This window comes from Lysinibacillus sp. NPDC095746, from assembly GCF_044763535.1.
GTDB lineage: Bacteria > Bacillota > Bacilli > Bacillales_A > Planococcaceae > Lysinibacillus.
In genome coordinates this window covers 68,368-83,393 of sequence record NZ_JBIWGL010000002.1, presented here as the reverse complement: position 1 = coordinate 83,393, position 15,026 = coordinate 68,368, and the positions used below count along the sequence as shown (strand labels likewise).

Annotated in this window: 16 protein-coding genes and 1 riboswitch; of the genes, 8 read left to right on the top strand and 8 right to left on the bottom strand. The window is 36.8% G+C overall.

What is annotated here, in order from left to right:
- Positions 1-23 precede the first annotated feature (23 nt).
- On the bottom strand, positions 24-329 hold the full coding sequence (locus ACIQ7N_RS02315) for a hypothetical protein (protein ID WP_402930034.1): 306 nt from the start codon (positions 327-329) through the stop codon (positions 24-26).
- A 243-nt stretch (positions 330-572) separates the two neighbouring features.
- On the opposite strand from ACIQ7N_RS02315, the gene ACIQ7N_RS02310 reads away from it, so the two are divergent.
- The 3 genes from ACIQ7N_RS02310 (at position 573) to ACIQ7N_RS02300 (ending at position 3,523) form a co-directional block, all read left to right on the top strand.
- Positions 573-1,688 (top strand): M20/M25/M40 family metallo-hydrolase, encoded by a 1,116-nt coding sequence (locus tag ACIQ7N_RS02310; protein ID WP_132356625.1) that lies wholly within the window; start codon positions 573-575, stop codon positions 1,686-1,688.
- A 25-nt stretch (positions 1,689-1,713) separates the two neighbouring features.
- Entirely contained in the window at positions 1,714-2,202 is a 489-nt protein-coding gene (locus tag ACIQ7N_RS02305) for a chemotaxis protein CheW (RefSeq protein WP_132356624.1), read from the top strand.
- Positions 2,203-2,503: 301 nt separating this feature from the next.
- Positions 2,504-2,592, top strand: a riboswitch (cyclic di-GMP riboswitch).
- 43 nt (positions 2,593-2,635) lie between these two features.
- On the top strand, positions 2,636-3,523 hold the full coding sequence (locus ACIQ7N_RS02300) for an amidase (RefSeq protein ID WP_402930032.1): 888 nt from the start codon (positions 2,636-2,638) through the stop codon (positions 3,521-3,523).
- Positions 3,524-3,565: 42 nt separating this feature from the next.
- Here the strand turns inward: ACIQ7N_RS02300 and nspC are convergent, their stop codons facing one another.
- The 3 genes from nspC to ACIQ7N_RS02285 all read right to left on the bottom strand — a co-directional run bounded on the left by nspC (position 3,566) and on the right by ACIQ7N_RS02285 (position 6,409).
- The gene (gene nspC / locus ACIQ7N_RS02295; RefSeq protein ID WP_402930031.1) at positions 3,566-4,705 is read right to left on the bottom strand and encodes a carboxynorspermidine decarboxylase; all 1,140 of its coding nucleotides are present in this window, start codon (positions 4,703-4,705) and stop codon (positions 3,566-3,568) included.
- Entirely contained in the window at positions 4,702-5,931 is a 1,230-nt protein-coding gene (locus ACIQ7N_RS02290; RefSeq protein ID WP_132356621.1) for a saccharopine dehydrogenase family protein, read from the bottom strand. Before ACIQ7N_RS02290 ends, nspC begins: the two co-directional genes overlap by 4 nt.
- Positions 5,932-6,202: 271 nt before the next feature.
- Entirely contained in the window at positions 6,203-6,409 is a 207-nt protein-coding gene (locus tag ACIQ7N_RS02285; RefSeq protein ID WP_132356620.1) for a hypothetical protein, read from the bottom strand.
- Between the two features lie 799 nt (positions 6,410-7,208).
- On the opposite strand from ACIQ7N_RS02285, the gene ACIQ7N_RS02280 reads away from it, so the two are divergent.
- On the top strand, positions 7,209-7,949 hold the full coding sequence (locus tag ACIQ7N_RS02280; RefSeq protein WP_402930028.1) for a tetratricopeptide repeat protein: 741 nt from the start codon (positions 7,209-7,211) through the stop codon (positions 7,947-7,949).
- A gap of 220 nt (positions 7,950-8,169) precedes the next feature.
- Positions 8,170-8,802, top strand: a complete 633-nt coding sequence (locus ACIQ7N_RS02275) for a LysE family transporter (protein WP_132356619.1) — start codon at positions 8,170-8,172, stop codon at positions 8,800-8,802.
- A 71-nt stretch (positions 8,803-8,873) separates the two neighbouring features.
- Here ACIQ7N_RS02275 and ACIQ7N_RS02270 read toward each other — a convergent pair whose 3' ends face one another.
- Both ACIQ7N_RS02270 and ACIQ7N_RS02265 read right to left on the bottom strand, forming a co-directional pair.
- The gene (locus ACIQ7N_RS02270; protein WP_402930026.1) at positions 8,874-9,920 is read right to left on the bottom strand and encodes a Cj0069 family protein; all 1,047 of its coding nucleotides are present in this window, start codon (positions 9,918-9,920) and stop codon (positions 8,874-8,876) included.
- Positions 9,921-10,057: 137 nt separating this feature from the next.
- A complete protein-coding gene (locus ACIQ7N_RS02265; protein ID WP_402930024.1) occupies positions 10,058-10,999 on the bottom strand; it encodes a DMT family transporter in 942 nt (313 codons plus the stop codon).
- A 110-nt stretch (positions 11,000-11,109) separates the two neighbouring features.
- On the opposite strand from ACIQ7N_RS02265, the gene ACIQ7N_RS02260 reads away from it, so the two are divergent.
- From ACIQ7N_RS02260 to ACIQ7N_RS02250, 3 genes are all read left to right on the top strand, one after another.
- Positions 11,110-11,997, top strand: coding sequence for an AraC family transcriptional regulator (locus tag ACIQ7N_RS02260; protein WP_402930022.1), 888 nt, complete (start codon positions 11,110-11,112; stop codon positions 11,995-11,997).
- Positions 11,998-12,229: 232 nt separating this feature from the next.
- On the top strand, positions 12,230-12,712 hold the full coding sequence (locus ACIQ7N_RS02255) for a MarR family winged helix-turn-helix transcriptional regulator (RefSeq protein ID WP_132356615.1): 483 nt from the start codon (positions 12,230-12,232) through the stop codon (positions 12,710-12,712).
- A gap of 1 nt (position 12,713) precedes the next feature.
- Positions 12,714-13,751, top strand: a complete 1,038-nt coding sequence (locus tag ACIQ7N_RS02250; RefSeq protein WP_402930020.1) for a beta-carotene 15,15'-monooxygenase — start codon at positions 12,714-12,716, stop codon at positions 13,749-13,751.
- 214 nt (positions 13,752-13,965) lie between these two features.
- Here the strand turns inward: ACIQ7N_RS02250 and ACIQ7N_RS02245 are convergent, their stop codons facing one another.
- The gene (locus tag ACIQ7N_RS02245; protein ID WP_132356613.1) at positions 13,966-14,430 is read right to left on the bottom strand and encodes a hypothetical protein; all 465 of its coding nucleotides are present in this window, start codon (positions 14,428-14,430) and stop codon (positions 13,966-13,968) included.
- 208 nt (positions 14,431-14,638) lie between these two features.
- Positions 14,639-14,971, bottom strand: coding sequence for a CPBP family glutamic-type intramembrane protease (locus ACIQ7N_RS02240; protein WP_402930018.1), 333 nt, complete (start codon positions 14,969-14,971; stop codon positions 14,639-14,641).
- Between the last annotated feature and the right edge of the window lie 55 nt (positions 14,972-15,026).

Below are 15,026 nucleotides of genomic sequence, written 5' to 3'. Positions count from 1 at the left end.
TTGTAAAGCCCCCACGAAGGTTATTAAGTATCTCCGTAGTATTCTGCAAAATGCAAAAATCCAAATTTCCTAACAAGAAAGTTTCTTAATTCGCCATGAGTAGCTTTTTCGATTGGAGGATTTGTTAGGGTGTAGGCTTTGGCATTTAATGCAGCAAATTTATCTTTATCTACTGCATTATGTTCTTTATCTTCAATAATCCCTGAAGAAATTGCGACTTTTGGATAGCCCATTAAAAATATATGTGTTCTTAATGCCATACTTGGTGTCGAATGCAACAATATCATTACAACCAACAAAGAAACAATAATTATCACTTTTTTCTTCAAGTCACCGCTCCCCAAAATTGACGTGAATAATCTATAAAATATTTTAACATAAATTTTCCATTTATCTTCCTAGTTAGCTAAAAATTACCCGTCTATAATTTGTGAATTGAATGGAACAGGATAATTATTGCCATCAATTGAAAAACAATGTAATCGTTTTATTTTACCAAACGCAGCAGTATGCTAAAATATAGAAGATAACTATGACGTGGATAAACACGTAAACTAAGGGAGTCCTACAACATGACAAGTCGTTTAGTAGAAGAGTTTTTTGAGCTCGTACAAATCGATTCAGAAACAAAACATGAAGAAGTGATTGCGCCGATTTTAATCGACAAATTAACAGCACTTGGTTTTACAGTAGAACAAGATGATGCACATACTCGTAACGGGCATGGAGCAGGTAATATACTTGCTACGCTAAAGGGTTCATTAGATATTGACCCAATTTATTTTACTTCTCATATGGATACAGTTGTCCCAGGTAAAGGGATTAAACCATCTCTTCGTGAAGATGGCTATATCGTTTCAGATGGTACAACGATTTTAGGTGCGGATGACAAAGCAGGTCTTGCCGCATTATTTGAAATGGCTAAACGCTTAAAAGAGCAAAATATTGAACATGGTGATATTGAATTTATTATTACAGCTGGCGAGGAAAGTGGGCTCGTTGGCGCTAAAGAGTTAGATCCCTCTAAAATTAAAGCGAAATACGGCTTTGCTGTAGACAGTGATGGCAAAGTAGGAGGCATTGTAACAGCGGCTCCATTCCAAGCAAAAATTGCTGTTAAAATAATTGGGAAAACAGCACACGCTGGTGTCGCGCCAGAAAAAGGAGTGTCTGCGATTACGGTTGCTTCCAAATGTATTGCACAAATGAAGCTAGGTCGATTAGATGAAGAAACAACAGCTAATATTGGTCGCTTTGAGGGTGGTCAGGCAACAAATATTGTCTGTGACGAAGTAACGATTCTTGCGGAGGCTCGTTCGATCGACAAAGCGAAGCTAGATGCCCAAACGAAGCATATGCAGGAGACGTTCGAGCAAGTAGCGGCTTCTTTAGGTGCGAAGGCTGAAGTTGAAGTGAAGCTAATGTATCCTGGATTCCGTGTAACAGAATCAGATAAAGTTGTGCAAGTGGCAATGGCAGCTGTACACAACATCGATCGTACACCAAAGCTTGGTATTTCAGGCGGAGGTTCCGATGCCAATGTTATTGCGGGCTTCGGCATCCCTACAGTAAATCTTTCTGTTGGATACGAGGACATTCATACAACAAATGAAAAAATCCCAGTCGAAGAATTAGAAAAATTAGCGGATTTACTTGTTGAAATCATTAAAGAGTCTGCGAAAAAATAACTACAAAAATCGAGGATGTGACCGCATGGAAAGTGTAAAGGCAGTAGTTTTTGCTTGTGGTACAGAGGAATACGCAGTACCCGTGGAACAAGCGATTTCGATTGAAAAGTTAGAGCAAGTAACACCGATTCCTCACTTGCCTAATTATCTTCTAGGCTTCACAAGAATTCGTGGCGAGCTTGTCCCTGTGCTTGATTTTGAGCGTATTCTTTATAATCGTTCTTCTAATGCTACAACAGCACGAATTATAGTATTGAACACGGATGTTGTAAATTATGGATTACTTGTTACAGAAGCTCGTGAAATTCTTGATTTTGATGAGTCGGTATTAAAGCAAATGGGACTTGTTAATTATTCTAAAACACGCTATTTTACAGCTGTGGCTAATCTTGAAAATCGTATGATCACCTACGTTGACCCGAAGATACTTGTGAATTCATTAGAAGGTATACGTGAAATAATAAATTATTTACACAAAATGCTTGAAAATGAAAAAGAAAACGTAGAGGCATAAGTTTTTGTATGATTAATATTTCATAGTTAATATTGGGGACAGAATTACATATATGTGATTCTGTCTTTCTTTTTGCCGAATATTAAGCTTATCACCAAAACGTGTCGTTGATTTTCGTTCTGACTAGCTCTTCTATCCACGATTTTTCAATCGCTACAAGTTAGTAACATAAATTACTTATTTCTAATATAGTAAAAATAACCTGTGTTCATATGTACATATTTGAAAGTTATCAATAGAATTATGCGATTTACCTACTGACATATCCATACTAACATCGTATTATGTATGGTAAGAAAACTACTGTAAAAGGCAAACTTCACCGAAAGGGAAGGACGCAAAGCCATGAGTCTAAACACTATTTTAGTGCATGATTGTCAGGTTGCCAGGTTCTGTTCTATGAGCCTCGGCCAATAGAATGGAGATGTAATATATGGGAAGTCATTCACTATCAAAAGCAATCATTGTTTTTATTGTAGCAATTGTAAGCACGCTAGGATTAACAATGGGAAAGGTAGACGCAATGGCCATGCAGGATAGGGCTACTTGGTTATGGGACACGACAAAGATTGTTGAAGGTGAATCAGGAGTACTTTCATTTTTAGAAAGCAAACAAGTTAATAAATTATATTTACAAATTAATAGTGATATAGCAAGTAATTATTACAAAAGTTTTATCGATAAAGCAACGGCAAAAGGGATAAAAGTATATGCGTTAGATGGTTCTGCAAGTTGGGTTTCAGCAGAGGGCTTTAAAATGCAGGATCAGCTATTTGATTGGTTACAAACATATAATGAAAATGCAGCAGCAACAGAGCAATTTTCTGGCGTTCATCTTGATGTAGAGCCCTATTTAAATAGTGGCTGGAGCTCGAACCAAGCGAAAACGATTGAATCCTATCAAGCGCTTGTTACTAGAGCGCAAGGGGATACCGACCGATTACTATTGCCATTGGAAGTTGATATGCCATTTTGGTTTGATGAAATTACTTACAAAAACCAATTCGGTAATGGTTTATTAGCTGACTGGGTAATTGACCAAGTAGAAAGTGTTTCAATAATGGCTTATCGAGATGCTGCTATAGACATTATTAATATCGTTGAACATGAAATTAATTATGCAAAAAAAGTAAAAAAGTCGATTGTTATTGGTGTGGAAACAGGAGCCACTGATGAAGGGAATAATATTACCTTCTATGATGATGGAGAAGCCTATATGAACAAACAGTTAGCACAAGTTCATCAACATTATGCCAATAAAAAAAGTTATAATGGTTTTGCCATTCATCATGTTGATAGTTGGATGAATATGCAGCCGTAAAAAATCCTCTCCAGCATTAAGTTGGAGAGGATTTTCTTTGCCTTATGAAAGTCGGCCGCTATAGTCTTCGAATTTAAATTCACGAATGACTTTAATGCATTCTTCATCGTTATAAGAAACGATTGATGGAAGATTTACGCCATTAAACATATGATTTTTCACCATTGAGTAATGTGCCATATCTGTAAATACTAGACGATCGCCTGGTTGTAAAGGCTGTTCAAATGAATAATCACCAATTACATCACCAGCCAGACAAGTAAGCCCGCCTAGACGATATGTGTAAGCTAGCTCATTTGGTTGACCAGAGCCAATAATCATTGGGCGGTATGGCATTTCTAGAACATCTGGCATATGGCAAGTTGCCGAGGTATCTAAAATTGCTAGGTCCATACCGTTTTTCTGTACATCGAGAACAGTTGCTACTAAATAGCCTGTATTAAGTGCAACAGCTTCACCTGGCTCTAAATAGACGAGAAGGTTATACTTGTCTTGAATGTAATTAATAATGTTCACAAGCTTTTCTACATCATAATCCTCACGATTGATATGGTGACCTCCACCAAAGTTTAACCATGTCATTTGATGTAAAACATCACCAAATTTTTCTTCGACAACTTGTATAATACGCTCTAACGTATCTGAGTTTTGCTCACACATTGCATGGAAGTGTAAGCCATCGATACCGTCAAGCTGTGACTTGTCGAAGTTGGCTAATGTTGTGCCAAGACGAGAATTCGTGTAGCAAGGGTCGTAAAGTGCTGTTTCGATTTCAGAGTACTCAGGATTAATACGAATACCGCATTCAATTGTTTTACTAGCAGACTTTACTTGGTCCTTATATTGATTCCATTGGTTAAATGAATTAAACACAATATGATCAACATAGCCAAGAAGCTCGTCCATTTCATGTTCGATGTAAGCTGGTGCATAGACATGAACTTCTTTGCCCATTTTTTCATAGCCGAGTCGAGCTTCAAATAATGAGCTAGACGTAATCCCTGCTAAATATTCACCTACTAATGGGAATGTTGAATGCATTGAAAACCCTTTTAAGGCAAGTAAAATGCGGCAACCTGTGCGATCTTGAATTGATTTTAAAAGTTCTAGATTTTTTGTTAATAATCGTTCATCCACTACGTAAGAGGGGGATGGAACTTTTGAGAAATCAATTGGCTTCATCGACTTAATTCCTTTGCATCTAACTCTAGGTCAAGTAATTCTGGGTTATGGCTTTCTTGCCATGGTAGACCCCATTTATTTAGTGCATCCATGAATGGATCTGGATTGAAATCTTCGACATTCCAAACGCCAGGTTTACGCCATTGACCGTTCATCACAAGCATTGCACCAATCATTGCTGGTACACCTGTTGTGTAGGAAATTGCCTGTGAACCAACCTCGTTATAGCATTCCTCGTGGTCACACACATTGTAGACATAATATGTTTTTTCTTTACCATCTTTTAGACCGCGAATGATACAACCGATATTCGTTTTTCCTTTTGTACGTGGTCCAAGTGATGCTGGATCAGGTAGTACAGCTTTCAGGAAGTGAATTGGTTGAATCATTTGTCCTTCAAATTCAATCGGCTCAATAGAAGTCATACCAACATTCTCTAATACTTTTAAATGTGTTAAGTATTTTTCAGAGAATGTCATCCAGAAGCGGATTTGCTTTAAGCCTTTAATATTTTTAGCAAGTGACTCTAGTTCTTCATGGTATAAAAGATAAATATCTTTTGGTCCGATTTCTGGTAAGTTATAAACCTCTTTTTTCTCAAGTGGTGCAGTTTCAATCCACTCGCCTTCTTTCCAGTAACGACCATTCGCAGTAATTTCACGAATGTTGATTTCTGGGTTGAAGTTTGTAGCGAAATGGTAACCGTGGTCACCGGCATTTGCATCCACAATATCTATGTAGTGGATTTCGTCAAATTCATGTTTTTGTGCATGAGCTGTAAAAACGCCCGTTACACCTGGATCAAAACCGCTACCAAGTAAAGCAGTTAAACCAGCTTTTTCGAACTTCTCTTTATAAGCCCATTGCCATTTATATTCAAATTTTGCCGTTTCAGGTGGCTCGTAGTTTGCAGTATCCACATAGTGTACACCTGTCGCTAAGCAAGCATCCATAATCGTTAAGTCTTGATAAGGTAGTGCTACATTAATAACAACTTCTGGCCCGAAGGCTTTAATTAGCTCAATAACCTCTTCCGTATTGTCTGCGTCTACCTGTGCGGTATGAATCTTTGTTTTTCCGCCATCTAGTTTTTCTTTTAGAGCGTCACATTTTGAAACAGTTCTACTTGCGATACAAATCTCCTCAAACACGTCCGAATTTTGAACACACTTGTGTACCACAACGCTGGCTACTCCGCCAGCTCCTATAATCAATGCTTTACCCAATTGTCTACCCCCAAATTCATATAAGTATTGTCAAACAAGCTGATTATACAGAAAATTGAATTACTACTCAATCATTCTTTTTAAATTTTCTACAAAATTTTTTATTTTTCAACAATAATGTAACGTATTCAGAGGGGAATGCCACGGAAAAAGAAGCATTTCGTGAAAAAAATTCCCTTAACTCTGATGTAGAAAAGGGAAAATCATTTTTTGTTCAATGGCAGCGGTTGGGGAAATCTGGGGGACTTCATGTAGTCTAAAACCACCCGAGTTATTTAAAAAAACGATTCGATATTTGTTGTTTTTCATCCCCCCATAAATAAAAAAAGATCAGTAGTAAAGTGCTTAAAAACCCCATCACAAGGGCATATGTGCTGATGGCCACATCTACTTGACTTTGCATAGCGTAAATGAAAATAGCTCCTAGTGTTAACAAATTTCCAATAATAAGCGATACAAAATGAAATCGTTTATTCATAGCACAAGCCCTCCAATTTACATGTTCTCCCAAAAATGAAAAATCACTTCAATTATCTCACAATTCAGAACTTTATCCAATGCTTTTTTATCTGGAGATTGACTAAGCGACGGAAAAGCATGATTTAGCGTTGGAAAGGCAAGAGTTAGCGTGGGAAATCCAAGTCTTAGCATCGGAAAGCATGTCCAAGTGTCAAGTCCTTAATATTGTGTAAAATTTTATACAAAGTTTTTCAACCTTGATTTTAGTTTTCCTAAATTTTACAGCTTGCGTTGTAATTCGCCGCTAAAACTTTGAGTTTCGCCGCCAACCTCACAAAGAACGCCGCTAAACCATAGAATTGCGCTGCCAACCAAGCAAAGAACGCCACTAAACCATAAAGTTTCGCTGCTAACAAGCTTTTTCGCGATTCTATCAGCGGTGTTCACGGTTCATAAGCGATGTTCGTGGTTTTATCAGCGATGTTTGCGGTTCTATCAGCGATGTTTGTGGTTTTATCAGCGATTCTTGCACTTTTATCAGCGATGTTCGCGATTCAAGCAGTGGAAGGTCATGACTAAGCGTCGGAAAGTATCCCTAAGCTGGCAAAATGAATGACAAAGGTGCGAAACCCCGTGCCGAGCAACGCGAGTATCGGACGCCCCCGAGAATGCGCCTAGTCGAAACGGAAATCAACCTTTATAATCAACATTAAATTAAAAGAATTGTAGAAAAATTTTTTCTATTTCGTTTGTTTTAGATTTAAAGATGGTAAAATACCTATATTACTTTTCTTTTGGTGAAGGTGAGGATTTTAATAGTGATTAAACAGTTTGATGAGCAAGTCCAACAAATAAATGAATTATTTTTAAATGGTCATGTGAAAGAGAGCTATCAATTAGCTAAAGCAATGTTAGCTAATAGTGCGTTTACAGAACATGAATCATTTCCAACAATTCAACAGCATGTCGCATTATTGGAAGCGAACGGTTATGCAAATATGCCTGTTCCTTCTGCTGAAAAAGTGAAGCAAAGTGTTGAACGAGCAGATGGCTCCTACCCAGAGCGTGATGTCCTCGCTGCCTATATAGGAAGTGAGGATGAACAGCAATTCGGTAAAGTAGTAGATGAATTATTAGCTGGATCGGTCGAGGCACAAGCGAATGCTTACTATACAATGGCTGAATATTTTGCTCTTGCAAAGGAGCATGATAAAGCACTTGTACAATATGCGGAAGCGATAAAACTACAGCCAAATAAAGCTCTATATTGGGGAGCGTTCGCACAGTTTTTGAGTCGAAATGAAGGCAGTCCGTATTTGGCATTACGTCTTATTGAAGAAGCTATTCAGTTAGATGGCATGAATCCTCGCTGGTATTATATTCAAGGAAATATTTTTTTACAGCTAGTCGCAAGTACAAAAAATTTAAGCTATTTACCTGCTCTAGAAGAAGCATGGGTCAGGGCTAAAAAGCGTTGCTCTGCCAAGCAAGTGGGGTTGAAGGTGGACATTGCGAAAGCTAATGACGTGCTAGCGCAATGGAAAAAGCAAATGCTGTAATCATGTTTTTAGTAGAAAAAAGCTCAGATAAGACTAAAAAACTTGATTAGCAAATAAGAATAGGTGTCCCAATAATATCATACAAATAAATTACTAAAGCATCAGCATATAAAAAAATGAATATTTATTAGCAATAATGACCTTTTGTGTATTTTTATGCTATAATACAAGTATAAACGGACGTATGAAACCTATCTTATTGCATGAAAGAAGTGTTTAGTTGAGTCTATATGTAGCGTATGTATTGGTAGGACTTGCGATTGCCATGCCTGTTGGGGCTATTACAGTAGAAATGACAAAGCAAGGACTAAAAAATGGCTTTATGCATGGTTGGGCTGTCGGTCTTGGTGGTATGACAATTGATTTTGTATTAGTTTTTGCATTGTATATGGGACTAGCTTCCATTTTAGCAATGCCTATCATTCAAATTCCTATGTGGATTATAGGGGCGGGCTTTTTATTCCTTTTAGGGCTGGACTCTATAAAAAATGCTGATCATGATATTACGCTTGCAGGAGAGAAAGTGACAAAATCATTTTTTACTTCTTATCGCAATGGTTTACTAGTTGCAATTTCACCTGGAAATTTAGTATTCTGGGTAAATGTTTTCGGTGTTGTACTAGCTAAATCATATGGGCAAGGACAGTCAGCAAACTTTTTAGTGATTGCGGCCGGGGTTCTGAGTGGCATATTGTTGCATGATATTGGCTTGATGACCATTGTTTCAGTTACCCGTAAAGCGATGAGTCGTAAGGTCATTAAGTCGCTCACGATGGTTGCGGGCTTTTTATTAATAGGCTTTGCCGGGTATTTTATTTATGAATTTATACAAGCTATTAAGAGTTATATATGAAAAGTGCGATCCAATACGATCGCACTTTTTCAATTATCCGTATTGCCCGTCAGTAAAAGATGATAGTCTCACTATGCTGAAATCTCGGTATTTTCATGGATACAAACTAAAATTTCTTCTGCTACTTGATGTGCTAAAGAAAGCTTAGAAGTGAAGCCTACACATGAACAATTCATTTCCCCTAAAATATAGCAATCTTCGCCAGCTTCGTTTGTATCAAGCATGAAATCGGCAGTCCATATAAGTGGTAAAGCATAATTGCCCAGTAAACTAGTTACGTGTGGTAGCTGAGTTAAAAAGTTTTGGACAAGCTCTTCCCAATCTTCTGGTGCATCATAGCGATATTGCGCACCCGAGAACAGTGTTGCACTAAATGCGTCCTCGGAATTTGCCGGTTTTTTATGTACTACGTTTATTGGTTTATTTCGTAACATAAATAAGCGGATTTCGCCCTCAGTAATACGAGGAAGAAAGCGCATATCAATTAGCATGCCATTTGGACCAGTAATATAGCGCTCACAGAACGTCATGAAATCACTTAATTTCCAATATTCCACATGATTATCCCGTGCTTCTGTACATTTAATCTCCGCATCAAGTGGTACTTCTGTAATTCCCTCAGCAAGAGGTTCAACAAGTTTTACTCGCCATATACCTTCTCCTGTCGATCCACGATTTTGTTTTAGGACGCGTTCAGTAATAGCAAGAGAGGTAGGGAACTGCGCTTTAAATGCTTCAATTGTATAATATGCAAATGTATCATCAGGCACTAGATTCGTTGAAGACAGTTTTGTTAATGCATCTTTAGAACCAAAACCAATCATTGCATCAGGGTGTGGCATACCGATGACACCTGCATGACAAAGTTCACGCAACATATCGAAGTACTCTTGTTCATGCTGTAAGTTTCCTGGGTTAATACGTGATACATAGGCAATACCATGCTCTTTGACGTAATGAAAAATTTCCTCTTTTTTTGTTACATCAAAGAAAATGACTTCTGCATCCTGTCCACGTTGTTTTAGTGCATTCACCATTGGCATTGTATCTTGTCGGTAGCCGTCAGGGCCTTTATCTGTGCCACCATGGACCTCGAAAAAAATAACCTTTTTATCCATAAAAATACCCCCTTGAATGATGATATTTTCAGTATAATAGACAGCAAAGGAAAAAAGATATATATAATATGTAAATTTTATGTGGAAATTCATAGTTTATAAAATCGCATAGGTATTTATGACTAACGATTTCGGAATTATCCTAAATTGGATAAGGCTTCCGCATGATTCTTTTTCTGAAAAACTGTAAGATATAAGATCATGCAGAGAATCAGCATTGTCCCAATAAACTGAAAGCTCCCAAAGGCAATTTTTAGCCAGAAAACACTTGTAATAACGGCTGTTAGAGGTTCAAGACTACCAAGTAAGCTAGTTTCTTTTGGGGATAAATAATGCAAACTTGCAATATAAAACCAAAATGCCAACATTGTCCCGAAAATTACGATAAACAGAAAGTAAGCGATTGTAGAAAAAGCCCAGTTTGACAGATCAATTTGCCATGGCTGATGGAAAACACTCATCACAATCCCGCCAATAAGCATTGACCAGCCTACAACTAACAATGAATGAAACTGCTGTAAAAGCGAAACGGCATATAGCGTATAAAAAGCAGCCGAAAGACCAGATAATATCCCCCAAAATACGGCCATCGTTGGAACAGACAGTGTAGACAACGAGCCATTTGTTAGTAATAAAAAAGTACCAATAAGTGTTAGCGTCACAGCTATTCCATCCTGCCTTGTCAATTGACTGTGCTTCGTTATTAAATAATAGGCCATAATAAAGAGTGGTGCTAAGTATTGCAATAATGTTGCTACAGCAGAATTACCTATAGCAATGGACATCATATACGTATATTGAACGGCCAGCATTCCAAGTAAACTAAATAAAATTTGTCTAAAAGCATTGTGCTTTGTTCTCCACATCACGAAAATAGACTTATTACGATGCGTAATTTTATAGGCAGTTATGAGTAAAAGACCAGCTAAAAGAAGACGACTAGAAACGAGCCAGCCAACCTCTATATTTTCTTGCTGAAATAGCTTTTGTGCGACAGTACCCCCAATGCCCCAAAAACTTGCCCCTAGAATGACAAGAATATAACCAAGTGTACGATTTTTATGTGCAGATTGATTCATCTTAAAACATCTCCTAAACTATCAATATAAAGAAATTATAAGGAATATTTAACAGAAGAAATATCGATTTAATGACTTAAAAATATCAATATATTGAGGTGTACGAAGTAATGGTGTTAACACATATTAAAATTGCGAAAGATTTACAAGAGCTAACCTTACATGGGACGAAGGAATTTCCAGTTGCCTTATATGAGACAATGTTGCGATTAGATAGCCTGGATTTTTTACCGTTACATTGGCATAAGGAAATTCAATTTGTCTATGTGAAAAGCGGTCGTGTGGAATACCGAGTAGGAGCAGATGTCTTTGTACTTGAGGAGGGGGAGGGACTATTTGTCAATGCATCAGGATTACATGAAGCAAAGCCGTTTCAAATAGAGCGGGCTACAATTTTCTGTATTAATGTGGACCCATTGCTATTAGGCGGACACAAGAACAGTATTTTTACTACTAAATATGTCCTGCCGTATATAACGAGCAATAGACTGCCCTATGTAAAGCTATCAGACCAGTTGGCGCAAAAAATTGAAATTGTGGCGAAATTACTGCAAGAGCAAGCCGTCTTTTATGAGCTAAAGGTATGGAGAGAGTTATTAGCCATTTGGGAAACTATTTTGTCCCAATCAATGCTAACAGAAGAAATACTTGATCCAGCAATTATTGTCCAGCATGAACGGGCGAAGGATATGCTTGATTATATACATGCTCATTATCAAGAGAAAATTTCTTTGGAAAATTTAGCGGCACATGTTTTTTTAAGTCGTGCAGAATGTAGCCGTTTTTTTAAAAAAATGGTTGGCATTACACCATTCACATATTTACTAAACTATCGTCTTCGTAAAAGTATGGAGCTATTACGTGATAGTGAGGAATCAATCACTACAATTGCTACAACAACAGGCTTTAGCACAGTAAGTTACTATATAGAAAAATTTAAGAAATATACAGGATACTCCCCCCATGTTTATCGTAAACAATTTTATGATAAAAGATAGCAGCGTATAAACGTGCGAAGCAAGGGGATATCCGCGGAAGAGAGGCTAAAACCCACGCTTGCAATGGGTCGCCTCAACTTAACAATTAAATATGGAGAAATTTTGAAAACTATCGGAATAGACCATACTGTTTCTAGCTGGACTTATTGACAATGATAACCATTTAAAATAAAGTAAAGTTAATAATAAAGTTACCTTTACTATTAACTTTACTTAAAGGATGGATTGAGTGATGACGAAGGATAAAGAACTTATATATAAGCTTGTGGAGGAAATAAATGAAGCTATTTATTCAATGGATAGCCATTTCATCAAGTTACATCAAAACTTAATTAGTGATGAATTATCCCCTAAACAAATAATTCTTTTAGATTTTATTAAAAAAAATAGTCAAGTGACAATTGGACAGATTGCGAGTTATATGAATATAACTTCAAGTGCTGTTGGACAATTGGTTAGTAAACTTGAAGAGCAGCAATATGTATGTCGGAGCATTAATCCTGAAAATCGACGTGAAATATTTGTAAGTCTCGATACTTCCGGCATTACATATTTTGAAAGAGAAGAAGAAATAAAACGATTTATTATTTCGAGATACTATTCCAAGCTTGAATTAAGTGAGGTCGTGCAATTAAAAGAGATTGTGCAGAAGCTCAATCAAATTGTATTAAAGGAAGGAATTATCCATGAAATAAATGATAAAGGAGAGATGTAACATGGTTGCATTAAAGAACAAGCAAAATATATGGCTAGCATTTTTGTTACTCGTACTTGCTAGCAATTACACGCTTTATAACACTGGACTTGGTGTATCGATTTTACCAACCGAAACAAATGGAGTTGTTATTGGCTCATTAATTGATTTTGTTCTTGTTATACCAGTTTTATTTCTATTATATAAAGGAAAGTTTTCTATAAAACAAGCGGTTATTTTAGCAGCAACTGGTTGTATTGCAGCTCGTTTTATTATCCCAATAGAACATCTGCAGCCATTTGTAGCAGTGACTTGGGCTGGTTTTGCGATTGAAGGTACGCTTATATTATTAGAAATTTTGCTAGTTGCAACGCTTGTTCGTTATATGCCAAGAATTCTAGCGGATGTACGTTCAACTACTATACCCGACTTGTTCTCATTCTCAAAAGCAGTTGAAAAACATGCACCGAAGCATCCTATTATCCAGATTTTTTGCGCAGATTTTGTAGTATTTTACTACGCTTTTGCTAGTTGGAAGAGAAAAGAGCGATCTGGTTTAACCTTGCATAAAAACTCGAGCTATATTGCATTTATCATTATGTTAATCCATGGGACAGTTATTGAAACAATAGGGATTCATTGGTGGCTACATGAAAAATCAATCGTTCTTTCGATTTTATTACTTATATTAAATGTATACACTGTTCTATTTTTTATAGCGGATATGCAGGCTATTCGTTTAAACCCTGTCCATGTAACATCTGATACATTGTATTTGTCTTTAGGATTGATGAAACGAGCAGAAATTCGCTTTGAGCAGATTGAAGAACTTATTGAGGATAAGGAACAATTGGAAAGAAAATTATCCAAGGATACAATTGATTTTATAGCACGTGATTTTGAAGCGGTATATCCACAGTTTATTTTAAAAATGAAGGAGCCTGTGGAAGTGACTTTCATGTTTGGCCTGAAAAAACGTTATAACAGTGTAGCTATTAAAGCTGACCAAGCACAGGAATTTAGAAAAATGCTTATTCAAGGAATTGAAGATAATAAATAATAAACAACAGGTGCTAGCAAACAAAGCTGGCACCTGTTTAATTTAGACATTAGGTCGGGTTAATTTATATACGTTGATTGCCCGGGAAAGCGCCTATTTGGAGTAGGAAATGTTTCTGATTTCGGGATTTTCAGAAGAGTATCGTTTAGCGTTTACTGATAGGGGACATTCCGGTGGCTAAAGATATATGGAAAAGAAGCAATAACCCACCTACTTAATCTAGATGGGCTATTGCATTTAATATGTCTTCACACACCGCATCCCAAAATTGTTGCTGTACAGAATCGCAATACACATATAGCTCTTTATTTTGGACATGCTCATATAGCTCAGAAATCGCTTCTTTATGAAAATGGAGTCGATGATTTAATGCTTCTCGTTCTTCCTCAATACAAAACGATTTATACATTTCTGCGAGACGTTTAAGCTTTGCTAATTTTTGTTTCGTTCCTTCATATTGTGTTTGATGAAATCGTCCTGCTGCGGTAGTCATAGAGATCTTTGCCCGATGCTCGGTATTTAACGTTCGCAATTCTTCCTGACGAATAGCCACACGATACCAAAACTCATAGCGAATAGGTAAGTCTTTTAGCTCGTATGTGAGCAAGGATTTTAAAATAAAGCTAACATGCTCATAAGAGTCTATAGTCTTTTCTGATTCTTTAAACATACCAAACATACAGCCACCCCCGTTTAGTTTAATACTACGAATGAAGGGTAAAATCCTTTAAATTTCCTGTAATATTCATGGAAGTAATGAAACAATAAAAATCTCTGGATATTAATAGAAAACAGCTAAAATACAAGCTTAAGTTAGTGTGTTTATAAAAAAATAAATCTTGCTACATTTACTTATGTAACAAGACTTTAAAAGTTGAATGATAAAATTAAATGAAGTTTATATTTTGAGGTTTAGTTTTTTTTATTATTCCCGCTACTAACAAAATCCATAGTAAACTGTTTCCAACAGAATGGGTTACAAAAGAGGCCCATGTTGAATTAGTAAACTGGGCGATCCATGGAGCAATAAGCATGCTAGGAAGCATATTGATAAAATGCCACTTCAAACAAGCATGAATAACCCAAGCCCAAAGTAATCCATTCACTACCCAAGCCCAGTTTCCGAAAATCTCTTGTTGAATAGGAAGGAAAAAACCTCTCCACATTATTTCTTCACTAAGCATAGCAAAAAGGTGTAACGGAATAAATATGGTTATCATTTTTTTGTTAAAACGTCTACTATGTAAATAGTTGATTGGAGTGGAGACTGGGCGA